We start from the raw sequence: 14,069 nt of genomic DNA on the forward strand, positions 1-14,069 counted from the left end.
TTTATTATTGTTTATAGTTGTTTGCCTTACTTCTTAACCTTTATTTGGAATTTTACAATGATTTATTATCCTTTTAAAAAATAAATGGCAAAACAAAGTTTTGCCGTATAAAATTAGCAAACAACTATAGTTTTGATGTCCTGTAAGTTTTCGCTTATTTTATTTATAGTCTTAGATATTATTGAAAAAGAAGAAGATTTTGAAACTCAGTTATTGTCTCATGAGTTATTGGTAAAATCATTGGTGGAAACAATTTTAATCGAAGAAAACAGGCAAAGGAATAAAAAATAAATTTAGAACACCTTCAAATCAATACCTTCAATATAAACTCTTTTTCCCTCAACCTCTACAACAACACCACTATGAACCTTTTGCATCATGCAGTGTTCAGGCAGGAATTTTACAGTTTTCCCAACTTCTGGAATTTTTTCCTCTTTAACAATTCCCTCAAATGCAACAACCATGGCAATTCCTACGTCCTTATAGTTGAATTCTTTATCATCTATCCTATGGCAAGGACCTATGAGATGAACCACATATAAACCATAATTCTTATCAATAACCTTAGCAAAATGTGTAATTGGGCATCCAAGGGGTCTATACCTTATTATATCCCCTACCTCAATCTCTTTTTTATCTAAGATTAATAGGGTCTCCCTACATGAATGTTCATTTGGTAATGGAGCCAATATAAAATCTGCTTTGTATCCATCTATTAATCCAATTATTTCTTTTTCTTCTTTTTCTAATTTAGTTTTCACATCTCTAAGTAATTCCTTTATTTTGTCAAGATTTTCTTTAAAATCTTCCCTAAACAAGAAAGGACATTTCTCAACATCTTCTCCTTTAAACAACGCCTCAGCAAATAAATCACATCTTTTATATCCACACGCTTTACAATTGTATTTTGGGAGTAAGTTTAGTATAGCGTTGATTCTTTCTTCCATCTCACCACCTATTCCCCAACATATTTCATAAAACCATCTATCCTTCTCAAAACACCCCTATGAAATTTCTTGGCAATTCTTGTTTCTCCTACACATAATGTGCAAATGCATAATGGAGCACTATGCCTTAACTCCTCATTCTCCAAATTCTCAACATCCTTACACTCCAATATCTCCTTAGCAATCTCAGCACTACCCTGCCCACTTAACCCATTAACATCATAAATTCTACATCTCGGATTCATTTCTAAAACTCTCTCCCTAAATACCTCCCTCTCCGCCTGAGAAACAATATCTCCCTTTGTTATAGCAACAACATCTGCACTCGTTAAGAAAGGTCCAACTTTTCTTGGTGTATTTGGGCCGCATGTGGCATCAATTACACAAATTCCCAAACTGTTTTTTGTATATGGTGCACATCTGTGACACAAACCTGCAGTTTCAACAATTAAAATATCCGCATTCTGCTCCTTAGCCCACTCAACCATTTCCTCTATATTGTAGATGGCAAAATGATCAGGACACATATCCTTACTTAACCCCACCAAAACAGGAACGCCCAACTTTTTATATCTCACATCATCATCAGTATATAAGCAATCAATCTTAACCACCGCTGGATGGCATCCTCTATCCTTCAAATGTCTTATTGTGTGGATTAGGAGGGATGTTTTTCCTGCTCCTGGAGTTCCAGCAACAATCACAATCTTCATAAATTCCACCTTTTACACCGTTAATCACATTAACAAAAATCATAATTATAAATTCCATTAAATTAACAAAAGAGTTCTAACTCCTTTAAAGTTAATCTTTCTCCATGTCTGACTTTTTCCCTCAACATAAGCATCCAATTGTCTATCTCACCTAATCTCCTTGAAACTTCCTTTTCCTCCTCTGTTGTTTCAATAACTTCCTTCATTCCACCATTTTTCATAACTACCCTTCTATCCGTTATTAACGCCAAAACTGGGTCATGAGTAATAACTAAAACAATCTTCCCATGTCCAGCCAATAACTCCAATGCCTCATGCTTCTTAATTCCAGCGTTTTCAATCTCATCTATCAATACAATTGGGGAATCACTTATAACCGCAATATCTGCAACCATCAAACTCCTTGACTGTCCTCCACTCAATATTGTAAGAGGGCAATCCTTATCAATTGGCTCTCCAGTCAACTTATTAGCTAATTTTATAACTTTATCAACAATCCCATCTTTTTCAATACCCCTACTCTTTGCATGCATAAGCAAAAACTCCTCAACAGTCATATCTGCCAAAAAATGCATGTTTTGTGAAAGTTGGGCAATTCTCCTCTTTCTTGGATCTCTCCTCATCTCTACTGGAGGCACTTCTCCATTCACCAAGATTCTTCTTTTTGATATGGTATCTCCCTGTGCTAACTGCTCAATATCACTTATTAAATTTGATTTTCCACTACCTGTTGGTCCAACAACCCCTAAAATCTCTCCTTTTTTTATTGTTAGCTCCCTAACTCTTTCTGGATTACCAAACTTATCATACCCACCCAAAATAGTAATTTCCTTTATATCCATGTGTATCCCATCATTTTTCTTTCTTTTAATTAAATGAAATCAAAAAATCAAAATAATAATTTTTAATTAACATTCAAAACTTCAAACTCCTTAAACCTTCCCAAACGTATCCCCTCTCAACCCTCTCCTTAATGTTTCAAGAGATATGACTTCATCATACGCTATGTTTCCTAAATTGACACCACTTCCAAATTTTAAGATAAATTCTACCTGCTGATTCTTGTTTGGAGCCTCAAAAATTACCTTTTTGATATCAACATTCTTAGCCAGTATCTCCAATTCATCCTTCTTGACATTCCCTTTTTCATCAAACAAACCTATACATTTCCCGCTTTCTCTTCCCTCAATAATTACATAATCGGCTCCACATTCCAAATCAAAGTTTATCAACTTTATCCTATCTTCTATCGTCAATTCCCTATCTTTCTCAACACTCTTTTTTCCTACTTCAGTAAGCACTATAAAGCCCTCATCCTTTGCTCTTTTTATTGCATATTTTCTATCTTCCAAACTAAAATCCATAGAACCATTAGAAATCTCTACCCCATCAAATCCCAAATCTTTGCACTCCTCCAAAAATTCATCAAACATACCCTTTGAAAACGCCGCCTCAAACAATGTTCCTCCAGGATATGTTTTTATGCCATATTCCTTGTAGATGCTTATTTTTTCTTTAACAACATCCCTATCTTGCACTGCACTTGTTCCCCAACCAAATTTAACAAAATCTATGTGTTTTCCACAAACTCTTAGATAATCTCTAATAAAATTCGGAGATAATCCCTTATCCAAAACCATAGTTATGCCTTCATCTCTCTCCTTACTTAAAAATGAAAACGCATTCATATTATCACTTTCATAAATTTGTTTTTTCTTATAGTAAAAATTTTTATGATTTTTTTATATTATAAGAATAATCTAAATTACTATTAGAAAAAGTTATATTTATATGTTGCGATATGATTTCAATATGACAGACATAATACAAAAATAAAAATAATAATTAAAAATTAAAAATAACAATAAAACAAAATAAAAACAAAATAATAAGAGAAACAAGAAACAAATAGACAATAAACAATAAAAATCAGGAGTGATTCTAATGAAAATAACGAGAATGCATGGTGCTGGTGGAAAAGTCATGCAAGATTTAATCAAAGAGGTTATTTTAAGCAATTTAGAAAAGACCTCAGTAAATGGTGGAATTGGGCTGGAGTGTTTAGATGACGCCTCAACAATACCAATTGGGGATAAGGAGATTGTTTTTACTGTTGATGGTCACACCGTTAAGCCAATATTTTTCCCTGGTGGAGATATCGGAAGGTTGGCGGTTTGTGGAACAGTAAATGATTTAGCAGTTATGGGAGCAAAGCCACTTGCTTTGTCCTTATCATTAATATTGCCTGAGGGGTTTGAGATTGAAAAACTTGATAAAATAATGAAATCAATAAACGAAGCATGTAAAGAGGCAGACGTAGCAGTAATAACAGGCGACACAAAGATTTCTAATGTTGATGATATCATCATCTCTTCCGCTGGAATAGGGATAGTTGATAAGGGGAAAGCCATTAGAGATAGTGGCATGAAAGATGGAGATGCAATTATCGTCTCTGGGAATATTGGAGAGCATGGGCTGGCAATTTTATTATCAAGGGAAAGATTTGAATTTGATGCAGACATAAAATCAGACGTGGCCCCACTAAACAAGATGATTGAAATGGTCTTAAATGAGGGGATAGAAGTTCATGCAATGAAAGACCCTACAAGGGGAGGATTGGCAAATGCATTAAATGAGATGGCAGAGAAAAGCGGATTGGGAATAGATATATATGAAGATAAAATCCCAATTAGTGAAGAAGTCCAATCTATGGCAGATATCCTTGGAATAGATCCCTTAACAGTTGCAAATGAAGGAAAGGTTGTTATGGCAGTTAAAAGAGAAGATGCCAAAAGATGCTTGGAGATCTTAAGAAAGCATCCACTTGGAAAAAATGCAGAAATTATTGGTTACGCCACAAAAGAACACAAAGGCGTCATAATGGAGACAATCGTTGGGAAAAGGATAATCGATACCCCTATTGGCGATCCTATCCCAAGAGTTTGTTAAATTAAATTTTGGTTGATATTATGAAAATCATTGGCAAAATAGGAAAAGGAAAAAAAGAAGTTGAAGAAAAAGATGTTATAAAACCAATTTTGTTAAAGGAAGTTGCAAGAAAAGCAGATATTGCAGAAGGAGAGAGGGCTGTTGAAGATATTTTGAGATGTATATACAGAAACCAGCCCATATCCACCAAAAAAATTGGGCAGTATGTTAAATTACCACTACCCATTGTTGCAAAAGTTAGGACATTATTGGAAAGGGCTAAAATACTTGATAGAGAAGAAAAAGGGGCAGTATTAACAGAAATTGGTAAAGAGTTCGTTGAGAAAGAATTAAAATTAAAAATGAAGCATGATTTAACGTGTCCATTGTGCAATGGCAAAGGTATCGTTTTGGATGAGATGTTTGAAGAGATACTGAAAAAACAAAAAGAATATGCAAAGAAAAGACCAATAGCAAATACAACAATTGACCAATCTTATGCTACACCAGAGACTGCCATTTATAGAGCTGCATTAATGGCACAAAGAGGGGATTTGGAAGGAAAAAGAGTTTTGTTCGTAGGAGACGATGATTTAACATCAATCCCAACGGCATTAACTAATTTGTGTGAAGAAGTTGTTGTTGTAGATATTGATGAGAGGTTGCTAAAGTTAATTGATGATGTTTCAAAAAAGGAGAATCTAAACATAAAAACGATAAAACATGATTTAAGAAATCCACTTCCAGAAAAATTAAAAAATAAATTTGATGTAATTTTTACCGATCCACCTTACACATTAAATGGCATGAAATTGTTTCTTTCAAGAGGAATTGAAGGTTTAGGGGATGAGGGGGTTGCATATTTAGCATTTTCCCATAAACCAATTGATGAGTGGATTGAAGTTCAAAAAACCTTATCTGAAATGGGATTTGTTATCTATGAGCTAATTCCTGGATTCAATTTGTATGAAGGTAGCGAAATCATTGGGAACACTACATTCTTAGCGAGATTAATTGGAAAAAATCTAAAGCCAATCATTGGAGATACTGAAAAAATCTATACTGGAGAAGTTAAACCAACCTTAAGATACTATAAATGTTTAAAATGTGGAAAGATTCATGAAGTTGGTGATAAAATAAAACGAGTTGAAGATTTAATCTGCGAATGTGGAGGACAAAAATTTTCTATGGTCAAGAGAAAGAAAATTAAGAACTAAAATTAAACACATATATAATTTTGATCATTTTATTCTTTTTATGATTTTTTGTATGTTGCAACATAAATCAATTAATCCAAATTAATTAATATTTATTAGTAAAAATTAAGAGCCGGGGGTGGGATTCGAACCCACGTAAAGCGGATCTGCAGTCCGCTGCCTAGCCACTAGACTACCCCGGCAATGTGGGCATAGGTATGATTAACACTACCCCTATATAAACTTTTTGGTTTTTATTTATAAATGTAAATATTCAAATTATTTTAATTATTCAAAAAATATACACATATCTACTTATAGGATTCACATAGGTATTTAACTACAAGGGGTCTGTCCATCATGAGAATTTAGGAGTAAATGTGAATAAAAGTGCTTCCGCTTAAATTAACCCTCACGATGGACTTGGGTGACATTGGTCTCAACTCTCCTCTGGGTTCATTGGAGAGTAAATCATCGACCTCCACCCCAGTCACGGACATAAAAACCTAACGGTTTTTAAGTTCCCGTCGCTTCGCTCCGGGAGAACCCCAACTCCGCCAAATGGTTTTGCCAATAACCCCTGACCCTTCTTGGGACCCCATTTTACTCCCGCATCTGGGCAGGAGTATAAAAACAAACTCCCAACCGAAATCGTACTGACTTACAAGATTAAACAATTAGCAGTTATACATTATTATTGTATATATAGTTTTCTAATACATTATTGATCACTAGTAATCACAAATACACATATAAAACACAACAGTTTCAAACGGCTCATCTTCAGGTAAAAATTTTTAAGATTAAAGTCATAATTTTAAATAAAATTAAATTTCATAAAAATTACGTAATTTATACTACAAATGAGTATTAACTAAGTATTCAAAAAAATTTCAAAAAATTATTTTTACTCTAATTCCCACCACATATTTAAATATTTATGAATGTTAATTGATTTTTTATCTTTTTAATGGTATTGCTTTTTAATAATAAAGTTAAAGAATAACATTAAGTAATAATATTTTAGCCTTTACTTCATATTTTTGAATATTTAGCATGAATTAACCTCATCACCTTCTTAATCATTGTAAAGCAATTAAAAAACACAAAACCCATAACATTTAAAGAATTTTGATATAACTACATATTTATATGTTTGATGGGAACTACGGTTTCTAAATATTTTTGTGCCGGGACTATATTTTCCATAGTTAAATCATAAACAATCCAAAATATTTTTAGACAACTTATAGTTGACAAGGGAGAAGCTATTAGAGATAGGATTAAACAATACCGAAAAGGATATATATTCCTTCAATAATATTGGGGACATATACGAAACACGGAGAACGGGAAAATCGGTAGGCCATGGGATCTAAATATATAAATTCATTATGTTGAGCAATCGAAACATATTTATATCGCATAATGTAAAATAAAGTATGGCTTTTTTGAGCAGAGGTAGCCTAGCCCGGCCAAGGCGTGGGACTGGAGATCCCATGGGGCTCTGCCCCGCGGGGGTTCAAATCCCCCCCTCTGCGCCACTGATTTTCCCGTTCTTTTTAAATATTTCAACACAAGATTTATTTTTATAAACACGATTATTCTTTGGAGGTGCAACATTGACCCAAGAACAAACAGATTTTAAATATTTAATTAGAATATCCAGAACAGATGTAGATGGTAAAAAGCCATTAGTTCGTGCTTTGCAGGAAATATATGGTATTGGAGAAGCTATGGCTAAAGCTATTGTTAGAGTAGCAAAATTAGACGAAAAAAAATTAGCTGGTTACTTAACAGATGAAGAAGTTAAAAAGATTGAAGAAATTCTCAGTGATCCTGCAAAATTCGGAATTCCATCATGGATGTTTAACAGAAGAAAAGATTACCACACTGGAGAAGATAAACACGTAATTGAAGCAGACTTAACCATAGCTATACAAGAAGATATCAACAGATTGAAGAAGATCAGATGTTACAGAGGTATCAGACACGAATTAGGATTACCATGTAGAGGACAAAGAACAAGAAGTACATTCAGAAGAGGTCAGACCGTTGGAGTCTCCAGAAGGAAGAAATAATCTTCATCCATTAATTTCTAAAAAATTAAATTTTGAAACATCTCTTAATTTTTTAATGGTATATGCATAAGTACTTAAACAAACTCATAGAATTAAACACGGCGCAAACACCCGCAACATTAAGCAACATTAAAAACGTCAAATAGAAGGTGAAACCAATGGGAGATCCAAAAAAACCAAGAAAAAAATATGACACCCCAAACCATCCTTGGATCAAAGAGAGAATTGAAAGAGAACATGAATTATGTAGAAAATATGGATTAGTTAATAAAAGAGAAGTTTGGAAGGCTGAAACAAAATTAAGAAACTACAGAAGACAGGCAAGAAGATTAATTAGCGACACAACAAAACAAGGTGCTAGAGAAGCACAACAATTATTTAATGTATTAAAAAGATACGGTATTCTCAAAAAAGAAAACCCAACATTGGATGACGTCCTTGCATTAACAATTGAAGATATCTTAGAAAGAAGATTACAAACAATTGTATTTAGAAAAGGTTTGGCAAGAACAATAAAACAAGCAAGACAATTAATTGTCCACGGGCACATTGCTGTAAATGGTAGAAAAGTTACAGCTCCAAGTTACATGGTTACAGTAGATGAGGAAGACACCATTGACTACGCACCAAACTCACCATTTGCTTCTAAGGATCATCCTGAAAGAGTAAAAATTATGAGTGTTGAAGCTAAAGAAGGAGAAGAAAGTCAAGAGCAAGTTTCTCAAACTACTCAATAATTAATATTTTAATTTTTTAAAATTATTAATAATAATTATTGATAATATAATTATGTTAATTTTGAATTTAGTAAAAAAATAGAATTCAAGGTGATTATTAATGGCTGAAAAAGTCGAAAGGTGGGGAGTTGTCCACATATATGCGTCATACAACAACACAATAATCCACGTCACCGATATCACTGGAGCAGAAACAATTGCGAGAATTTCTGGTGGTATGATAGTAAAAAACCAAAGAGATGAGGCTTCACCTTACGCAGCAATGCAGGCTGCATTTAAAATTGCAGAAATTCTCAAAGAGAGAGGTATTGAAGCAGTTCATGTAAAAGTTAGAGCTCCAGGTGGACACAAATCAAGAACACCAGGTCCTGGAGCACAAGCTGCTATTAGGGCATTGGCAAGGGCAGGAATTAGAATTGGAAGAATTGAGGACGTTACACCAATTCCACACGACGGTACAACACCAAAAAAGAGTAGGAGGTAAATTACATACTTAATTTCTTTCGTCCTGTTTGAGGTGATGTAGTTTGATTACTATTAAAGAAAAAGAAAAAACCAGAATAGGGGAAATTTTTAAATTCACATTAAAAGCCCCTATATCATTCTCAAATGCCATAAGAAGAATTATGATTTCTGAAGTTCCAACTTACGCCATTGAAAATGTTTATGTTCATGAAAATACATCATCCATGCATGATGAAATCTTAGCTCATAGGTTGGGATTAATACCAATCAAAGGAAAACCTATTAGTGAAGATGAAGTTATAACCTTTACTTTAGTTAAAGAGGGGCCTTGCACAGTTTATTCATCTGATTTAAAATCTGAAAATGGAGAAGTAGCATTTAAAAACATACCTATAATAAAATTAAAAGAGGGGCAAAGAATAGAACTTGTATGTGAGGCAACTGTTGGTATTGGAAAAGTCCATGCCAAATGGCAGCCTTGTAATGCCACATACAAACAAATTGATGACGATGAAGTTGAATTTTTAGTTGAATCTTTTGGTAATATGGATCCAGAGGATATATTAAAGACGGCTGTTGAAATATTGAAAAATAAGGCAGAGACATTTTTATCAGAACTTGAAGCATCAGATCTCAAAAATGAAAATTAATTCAAAATTAATATTAATTAAATAAACTTCATTATTCATAATTTTTTATTGTAGCAAAAAAGGAAACACGGTGAGAAAAATGAAAAAAATAAGAGCCACAAACCCAAGACTTGTTGCATTAATACAAAAATTGAAAGAAGAAGCTTACAAAAATAATGCTAAGATTTGGAAAGATATTGCAAGAAGATTAGCAAAACCTGCAAGAAATAGAGCAGAAGTTAACGTTAGCAAAATAAACAGATACACAAAAGAAGGAGATGTTGTTGTAGTTCCTGGTAAAGTTTTAGGGGCTGGAACAATAAACCATAAAGTTACAGTTGCTGCATTTGCATTCTCAAAAACTGCTAAACAAATCATTGAAGCAGCAGGCGGGAGATGCATAACAATTGAAGAATTAGTTAAAGAGAATCCAAAAGGTTCAAATGTAAAAATCATGGCATAATTCACGTTGAATATTTTATTTAATTAACTTTAATTAACTTCAAATAATAATTATTTTTAGTTAACAATAATAAAAACACGTCATAGGTGGAATTATGGTGGTAGTAAATGCAGAAAATGCTGTTGTTGGAAGACTGGCATCATACGTAGCAAAAATGGCACTACAAGGGGAAGAAGTTATTGTTGTCAACGCTGAGAAAGCAATTATCACAGGAAACAGAGAATATATCCTCAAAAAATACTTACAAAAAAGAATGAGAAAGAGTATAACCAACCCAAGAAGAATGGGTCCAAAATATCCAAGAAGACCAGATGACATTGTAAGAAGAATTATTAGAGGAATGCTCCCATACAAAAAACCAAAAGGAAGAGAAGCATTTAAGAGAGTTAAAGTCTATGTTGGGGTTCCAGAGGGAATAACCATTGATGTAAACATGGTTCACAAGCCAAATACAAACAAATATATAACAGTTGGAGAGTTAAGTAAGTGGTTAGGTGCAAAATTCTAATGAGGTGATTAAATGAAAATTGTCCATACAGTTGGTAAAAGAAAAACTGCCATTGCAAGGGCAACAGCAAGACCAGGAAAAGGTAGAATCAGAATAAACAAAGTTCCAATTGAATTAATCGAGCCAAAATACAAAAGAATGAAGTTAATGGAACCTATAATCTTAGCAGGAGAAGAAGTTATAAAACAAATGGATATTGACGTTGTTGTTAAAGGCGGAGGAGTTATGGGACAAATGGATGCTGCAAGAACTGCAATCGGTAAAGCAATTGTTGAATTCACAGGAGACCCAAAAATAAAAGAGAAATTCCTTGCTTATGATAGAACACTCCTTGTCAGCGATGCAAGAAGAACAGAGCCACACAAACCAAGTAGATCAACAAAAGGTCCAAGAGCAAAAAGACAAAAATCCTACAGATAAATTGCCAACATTTATTCTATTATTCCCTTTTGCATTTAATTTCCAATTTGTATAGTGTTATTTTTCAGAGATTAACTATATTATCGGTGATGAATGTGATATTCCCAGTCAGATGTTTTTCTTGTGGAAATGTTATTGCTGAAGTTTATGAAGAATATGTCCAAAGAATACTCAATGGAGAAAGTCCAAAAGATGTTTTAGATGATTTAGGCATCAAAAAATACTGCTGTAGAAGGATGTTCATATCCCACAGGATTGACGAAAAAGGTAGAGAACTTATTGATGATATCATGGAACATGATAACTTGCTATAATTTTAGATATTATTCTAATTTTTGGGTATGAGGGGCCGTGGGGTAGCCTGGTCTATCCTGTGCGTCTGGGGGGCGTGCGACCCGAGTTCAAATCTCGGCGGCCCCACCATTTATTATGCTTATAGTTATCACCCTTACAATAAAGAATGGTGATCTTTATATGAAATTGACAAAATTTGAAGTTGCAAGAATGTTAGGTGCAAGAGCAATGCAGATTTCAGAAGGAGCTCCAATAACAATAGAAACTGATAAATCATCAACATTAGAAATTGCAATGGAAGAGATAAAAAAAGGTACCGTTCCTTTAAGAGTAAAAAGGCCAAAAATTGGTTCTGAAGAGTAAACGTATCATATTTTAATTTATTTTTTGATTTATACAATTTTTTATATAGTATCAAATTCTAAAAGGGGATATATGTGGAAAACACGACTATTATTGAAAGAATTACTGCAAAAAAAGTATTCAAAGGTTCAAAAATTAAAGTAATGATAACAACGGTCACAAACACAAGCATTGGTTATGATATAATCGATACAGAAAATCCCGACTATGTCATCTCAGACGTGGAGAATGTTATAGCACCAGAATTGGTAGGGTATCCAGCATCCAACCAAGATTTTATAGATTCCCTAATATGCAACGTTTCTGTTGATGATACAAGAACAACAATGGGAGTTTCTATAAGCGTAGCAAGAGCTGCAGCAAATAGCATGGATATCCCACTGTTTAAACATTTAGGCGGAGCTTTAATAACTGAATTGCCCATTGTTGGATGTTCTTTACTATCCGATAAAGAAGACAACAAATTAATCGCCATTCCTATGGCAGACTCTATTGGAGAAATTGTCGTTATTTATGACAAGATTTTAAATAAATTATCTGAAGTCTATGAAATCAAAAACATGCATGGAGAATTCGTTTGTAAGGATGTATTTAATGAAATCAATACATTTAAATCAATTGTAGAAAATGTTAAAGAAGAAGAAGATGTTGAAATTTTGGTTGGGGGGAAGGTAACAAGATATGATGAGAGAATTAATGAATTAGATTACTTAGAGTGTGATGAACTCATAGAATTTGATGGTTTTCTTTGTGTAGATGGAGTATACGAAGAATCTGATTTTTCAAAAATAAACCCATACGAAATGGGAACAATAACTGAGATGTATTATTATATAAACTACATCTTAGAGAAAGGCGTATACCCTGCAATATTTGGAAACAACTCTTCATTTTCACATATTGGTGTAGGATTCAAAGTTCCTTTTTTAAGGGCAGATATTGGTTCAAATGTGCTAAATGAATTGTGGAATATAGAGAGGAGTTTGAGTAATCCAAATGTTAGAAGGTTTTAGTTTTAAAAGGGCATTGAGCTTAAGATTCAACAAGTCAATAAAAATAGCACTTATTACACCCAATTAATCTTTTTTATGAAATGTTTTCCTTTTTGATGAAATAAGTTTCTCTTCTTTCTTTAGTTATTAAAAAGTTTCATAGTAAAGCTTATATATACAAAAACACCATTTTTATTTTTGTATTTATAAACCACGATAAAGTTAAAAAGGTGATATGATGGCTGTAACAATTGATTACTCAAAATGTAAGGGTCCAGAATGTGCAGAATGTGTAAACACATGCCCTATGGAAGTATTCGAAATCCAAGGAGACAAAGTTGTTGTTGCAAAAGAAGACGAATGTACATTCTGTGGAGTTTGTGAAGACGTCTGCCCAACAAAAGCAATAAAGGTAACTCAAGAATAAATTGTTAAAAGAGTTATTTTTATTTTAAAATTTATTTTTTATTTTTTTAATTTATTCGTTTATTTTCTCTTTTTCTTTATCCATTTCTTCTAAAGCATTAAACAATTCTTCCCATGCTTCTAAGCTTAGTTTTGCATCTTCTTCACTCATAACTTCCAGTGCATACCCAGTATGTATTAAAATATAATCCCCTACTTTTACATTTTCCAATAAAGTTAATTTTGCCTTTTGCTTAACTCCCTTATATTCAGCTATTGCGTATTTTTCTCCATCCTCTTCAATAATTTCAATAACTTTACATGGAATTGCTAAACACATAACATCACCACTATAACAAAAGAATTTGTGTTTTATTGTTTCATTGACTATATACTCTAATTTAATATAAAATCCTGTTTATGAATTTTTTAGTATTTAGTATTAAAATGGAAGATAGTTTTTTATTGGCAAAACAAATGGCAAAACAGCTAATCCATGCTTAATCATTCTACTCAAAAAAACTGCAACCATATACTTTTCAAATGGCATATTAAACATACCACAAACCCAGCATATTATCTCAAATGGTATTGGAGTAAAGCTCACAACGATAACACCCATAACTCCCCATTTTTTTAAAAATTTTTCTCCTTTTTTTAATTTTTCCTCATCAAACAATCTCAATGCTAACTTTTCCCCATACTTTGTTGCAAGGCAATATGTTATTATAGCCCCAAGGTTACAACCAAGTGTAGAGACAATTAAAACCAACTTCCAATCAAGACCCAAAAGAACTCCACTAATTATAAAAATTTCTGTTGGGATAGGTTGAAAAATGGGCTCAGAAAGCCCTATTAAAAATATACCCAAATACCCATACTCTTTAACAAGATTCAACCCCACATCCTTAAATATTTCAAAATCCAT

General features: G+C 33.1%; 21 protein-coding genes and 3 tRNA genes. 16 read left to right on the forward strand and 8 right to left on the reverse strand.

What is annotated here, in order from left to right; genetic code table 11:
- Nucleotides 1-135: 135 nt before the first annotated feature.
- Complete coding sequence (locus tag METIG_RS09415) at nucleotides 136-291, forward strand: hypothetical protein (RefSeq protein WP_157209545.1); 156 nt, start codon at nucleotides 136-138, stop codon at nucleotides 289-291.
- A 2-nt stretch (nucleotides 292-293) separates the two neighbouring features.
- Here METIG_RS09415 and METIG_RS04210 read toward each other — a convergent pair whose 3' ends face one another.
- From METIG_RS04210 to comA, 4 genes are all read right to left on the reverse strand, one after another.
- Nucleotides 294-947 (reverse strand): (Fe-S)-binding protein, encoded by a 654-nt coding sequence (locus METIG_RS04210; protein WP_013798999.1) that lies wholly within the window; start codon nucleotides 945-947, stop codon nucleotides 294-296.
- Nucleotides 948-955: 8 nt separating this feature from the next.
- Nucleotides 956-1,660 carry a GTP-binding protein gene (locus tag METIG_RS04215; RefSeq protein ID WP_013799000.1) on the reverse strand — a complete coding sequence of 235 codons (705 nt, stop codon included), beginning with the start codon at nucleotides 1,658-1,660 and terminating at the stop codon, nucleotides 956-958.
- A gap of 62 nt (nucleotides 1,661-1,722) precedes the next feature.
- On the reverse strand, nucleotides 1,723-2,502 hold the full coding sequence (locus METIG_RS04220) for an ATP-binding cassette domain-containing protein (protein ID WP_013799001.1): 780 nt from the start codon (nucleotides 2,500-2,502) through the stop codon (nucleotides 1,723-1,725).
- 90 nt (nucleotides 2,503-2,592) lie between these two features.
- The gene (comA, locus tag METIG_RS04225; RefSeq protein ID WP_013799002.1) at nucleotides 2,593-3,348 is read right to left on the reverse strand and encodes a phosphosulfolactate synthase; all 756 of its coding nucleotides are present in this window, start codon (nucleotides 3,346-3,348) and stop codon (nucleotides 2,593-2,595) included.
- 256 nt (nucleotides 3,349-3,604) lie between these two features.
- Here comA and hypE point away from each other — a divergent pair, with 256 nt between their 5' ends.
- Both hypE and METIG_RS04235 read left to right on the forward strand, forming a co-directional pair.
- Nucleotides 3,605-4,609 carry a hydrogenase expression/formation protein HypE gene (hypE, locus tag METIG_RS04230; RefSeq protein WP_013799003.1) on the forward strand — a complete coding sequence of 335 codons (1,005 nt, stop codon included), beginning with the start codon at nucleotides 3,605-3,607 and terminating at the stop codon, nucleotides 4,607-4,609.
- 20 nt (nucleotides 4,610-4,629) lie between these two features.
- Entirely contained in the window at nucleotides 4,630-5,805 is a 1,176-nt protein-coding gene (locus METIG_RS04235; RefSeq protein WP_013799004.1) for a bis-aminopropyl spermidine synthase family protein, read from the forward strand.
- A gap of 110 nt (nucleotides 5,806-5,915) precedes the next feature.
- Here METIG_RS04235 and METIG_RS04240 read toward each other — a convergent pair.
- Nucleotides 5,916-5,987, reverse strand: a tRNA-Cys gene (locus METIG_RS04240).
- 287 nt (nucleotides 5,988-6,274) lie between these two features.
- Nucleotides 6,275-6,421 (reverse strand): hypothetical protein, encoded by a 147-nt coding sequence (locus METIG_RS09550; RefSeq protein WP_172632609.1) that lies wholly within the window; start codon nucleotides 6,419-6,421, stop codon nucleotides 6,275-6,277.
- 818 nt (nucleotides 6,422-7,239) lie between these two features.
- On the opposite strand from METIG_RS09550, the gene METIG_RS04245 reads away from it, so the two are divergent.
- The 13 genes from METIG_RS04245 (at nucleotide 7,240) to METIG_RS04305 (ending at nucleotide 13,163) form a co-directional block, all read left to right on the forward strand.
- Nucleotides 7,240-7,328 (forward strand) — tRNA-Ser (locus METIG_RS04245).
- Nucleotides 7,329-7,406: 78 nt separating this feature from the next.
- Nucleotides 7,407-7,865 (forward strand): 30S ribosomal protein S13, encoded by a 459-nt coding sequence (locus METIG_RS04250; RefSeq protein WP_013799005.1) that lies wholly within the window; start codon nucleotides 7,407-7,409, stop codon nucleotides 7,863-7,865.
- Between the two features lie 158 nt (nucleotides 7,866-8,023).
- Nucleotides 8,024-8,602 (forward strand): 30S ribosomal protein S4, encoded by a 579-nt coding sequence (locus METIG_RS04255; RefSeq protein ID WP_013799006.1) that lies wholly within the window; start codon nucleotides 8,024-8,026, stop codon nucleotides 8,600-8,602.
- Between the two features lie 100 nt (nucleotides 8,603-8,702).
- The gene (locus METIG_RS04260; RefSeq protein WP_013799007.1) at nucleotides 8,703-9,086 is read left to right on the forward strand and encodes a 30S ribosomal protein S11; all 384 of its coding nucleotides are present in this window, start codon (nucleotides 8,703-8,705) and stop codon (nucleotides 9,084-9,086) included.
- Between the two features lie 43 nt (nucleotides 9,087-9,129).
- A complete protein-coding gene (locus METIG_RS04265) occupies nucleotides 9,130-9,717 on the forward strand; it encodes a DNA-directed RNA polymerase subunit D (RefSeq protein ID WP_013799008.1) in 588 nt (195 codons plus the stop codon).
- Nucleotides 9,718-9,796: 79 nt separating this feature from the next.
- Nucleotides 9,797-10,159 (forward strand): 50S ribosomal protein L18e, encoded by a 363-nt coding sequence (locus METIG_RS04270; RefSeq protein ID WP_013799009.1) that lies wholly within the window; start codon nucleotides 9,797-9,799, stop codon nucleotides 10,157-10,159.
- A 94-nt stretch (nucleotides 10,160-10,253) separates the two neighbouring features.
- Nucleotides 10,254-10,667 (forward strand): 50S ribosomal protein L13, encoded by a 414-nt coding sequence (locus tag METIG_RS04275; RefSeq protein ID WP_013799010.1) that lies wholly within the window; start codon nucleotides 10,254-10,256, stop codon nucleotides 10,665-10,667.
- Nucleotides 10,668-10,679: 12 nt separating this feature from the next.
- The gene (locus tag METIG_RS04280) at nucleotides 10,680-11,087 is read left to right on the forward strand and encodes a 30S ribosomal protein S9 (protein WP_013799011.1); all 408 of its coding nucleotides are present in this window, start codon (nucleotides 10,680-10,682) and stop codon (nucleotides 11,085-11,087) included.
- An 89-nt stretch (nucleotides 11,088-11,176) separates the two neighbouring features.
- A complete protein-coding gene (locus METIG_RS04285; RefSeq protein ID WP_013799012.1) occupies nucleotides 11,177-11,401 on the forward strand; it encodes a DNA-directed RNA polymerase subunit N in 225 nt (74 codons plus the stop codon).
- Nucleotides 11,402-11,432: 31 nt separating this feature from the next.
- Nucleotides 11,433-11,510 (forward strand) — tRNA-Pro (locus METIG_RS04290).
- Nucleotides 11,511-11,561: 51 nt separating this feature from the next.
- Nucleotides 11,562-11,744, forward strand: coding sequence for a DNA-directed RNA polymerase subunit K (locus tag METIG_RS04295; RefSeq protein WP_013799013.1), 183 nt, complete (start codon nucleotides 11,562-11,564; stop codon nucleotides 11,742-11,744).
- A gap of 74 nt (nucleotides 11,745-11,818) precedes the next feature.
- Nucleotides 11,819-12,757, forward strand: a complete 939-nt coding sequence (locus tag METIG_RS04300; RefSeq protein ID WP_013799014.1) for a hypothetical protein — start codon at nucleotides 11,819-11,821, stop codon at nucleotides 12,755-12,757.
- A 217-nt stretch (nucleotides 12,758-12,974) separates the two neighbouring features.
- Nucleotides 12,975-13,163, forward strand: a complete 189-nt coding sequence (locus tag METIG_RS04305; RefSeq protein ID WP_013799015.1) for a 4Fe-4S dicluster domain-containing protein — start codon at nucleotides 12,975-12,977, stop codon at nucleotides 13,161-13,163.
- 51 nt (nucleotides 13,164-13,214) lie between these two features.
- On the opposite strand, the gene METIG_RS04310 is transcribed toward METIG_RS04305, so the two are convergent.
- Nucleotides 13,215-13,481 carry a HypC/HybG/HupF family hydrogenase formation chaperone gene (locus tag METIG_RS04310; protein WP_013799016.1) on the reverse strand — a complete coding sequence of 89 codons (267 nt, stop codon included), beginning with the start codon at nucleotides 13,479-13,481 and terminating at the stop codon, nucleotides 13,215-13,217.
- 102 nt (nucleotides 13,482-13,583) lie between these two features.
- A complete protein-coding gene (locus METIG_RS04315) occupies nucleotides 13,584-14,069 on the reverse strand; it encodes a YqaA family protein (protein ID WP_013799017.1) in 486 nt (161 codons plus the stop codon).

The organism is Methanotorris igneus Kol 5 (assembly GCF_000214415.1).
GTDB lineage: Archaea > AGJL01 > Methanococci > Methanococcales > Methanococcaceae > Methanotorris > Methanotorris igneus.

What these genes read in the sequence shown, in the direction of transcription:
- METIG_RS04255 (WP_013799006.1), top strand. Translation starts at nt 8,024, where the DNA reads ATGGGAGATCCAAAAAAACCAAGAAAAAAATATGACACCCCAAACCAT.
- METIG_RS04235 (WP_013799004.1), top strand. Translation starts at nt 4,630, where the DNA reads ATGAAAATCATTGGCAAAATAGGAAAAGGAAAAAAAGAAGTTGAAGAA.
- comA (WP_013799002.1), bottom strand. Translation starts at nt 3,348, where the DNA reads ATGAATGCGTTTTCATTTTTAAGTAAGGAGAGAGATGAAGGCATAACT.
- METIG_RS04280 (WP_013799011.1), top strand. Translation starts at nt 10,680, where the DNA reads ATGAAAATTGTCCATACAGTTGGTAAAAGAAAAACTGCCATTGCAAGG.
- METIG_RS04305 (WP_013799015.1), top strand. Translation starts at nt 12,975, where the DNA reads ATGGCTGTAACAATTGATTACTCAAAATGTAAGGGTCCAGAATGTGCA.
- METIG_RS04275 (WP_013799010.1), top strand. Translation starts at nt 10,254, where the DNA reads ATGGTGGTAGTAAATGCAGAAAATGCTGTTGTTGGAAGACTGGCATCA.
- METIG_RS04285 (WP_013799012.1), top strand. Translation starts at nt 11,177, where the DNA reads ATGAATGTGATATTCCCAGTCAGATGTTTTTCTTGTGGAAATGTTATT.
- METIG_RS04310 (WP_013799016.1), bottom strand. Translation starts at nt 13,481, where the DNA reads ATGTGTTTAGCAATTCCATGTAAAGTTATTGAAATTATTGAAGAGGAT.
- METIG_RS04295 (WP_013799013.1), top strand. Translation starts at nt 11,562, where the DNA reads ATGAAATTGACAAAATTTGAAGTTGCAAGAATGTTAGGTGCAAGAGCA.
- METIG_RS04260 (WP_013799007.1), top strand. Translation starts at nt 8,703, where the DNA reads ATGGCTGAAAAAGTCGAAAGGTGGGGAGTTGTCCACATATATGCGTCA.
- METIG_RS04315 (WP_013799017.1), bottom strand. Translation starts at nt 14,069, where the DNA reads ATGGATTTTGAAATATTTAAGGATGTGGGGTTGAATCTTGTTAAAGAG.
- METIG_RS04220 (WP_013799001.1), bottom strand. Translation starts at nt 2,502, where the DNA reads ATGGATATAAAGGAAATTACTATTTTGGGTGGGTATGATAAGTTTGGT.
- METIG_RS04215 (WP_013799000.1), bottom strand. Translation starts at nt 1,660, where the DNA reads ATGAAGATTGTGATTGTTGCTGGAACTCCAGGAGCAGGAAAAACATCC.
- METIG_RS09415 (WP_157209545.1), top strand. Translation starts at nt 136, where the DNA reads ATGTCCTGTAAGTTTTCGCTTATTTTATTTATAGTCTTAGATATTATT.
- hypE (WP_013799003.1), top strand. Translation starts at nt 3,605, where the DNA reads ATGAAAATAACGAGAATGCATGGTGCTGGTGGAAAAGTCATGCAAGAT.
- METIG_RS04270 (WP_013799009.1), top strand. Translation starts at nt 9,797, where the DNA reads ATGAAAAAAATAAGAGCCACAAACCCAAGACTTGTTGCATTAATACAA.
- METIG_RS04210 (WP_013798999.1), bottom strand. Translation starts at nt 947, where the DNA reads ATGGAAGAAAGAATCAACGCTATACTAAACTTACTCCCAAAATACAAT.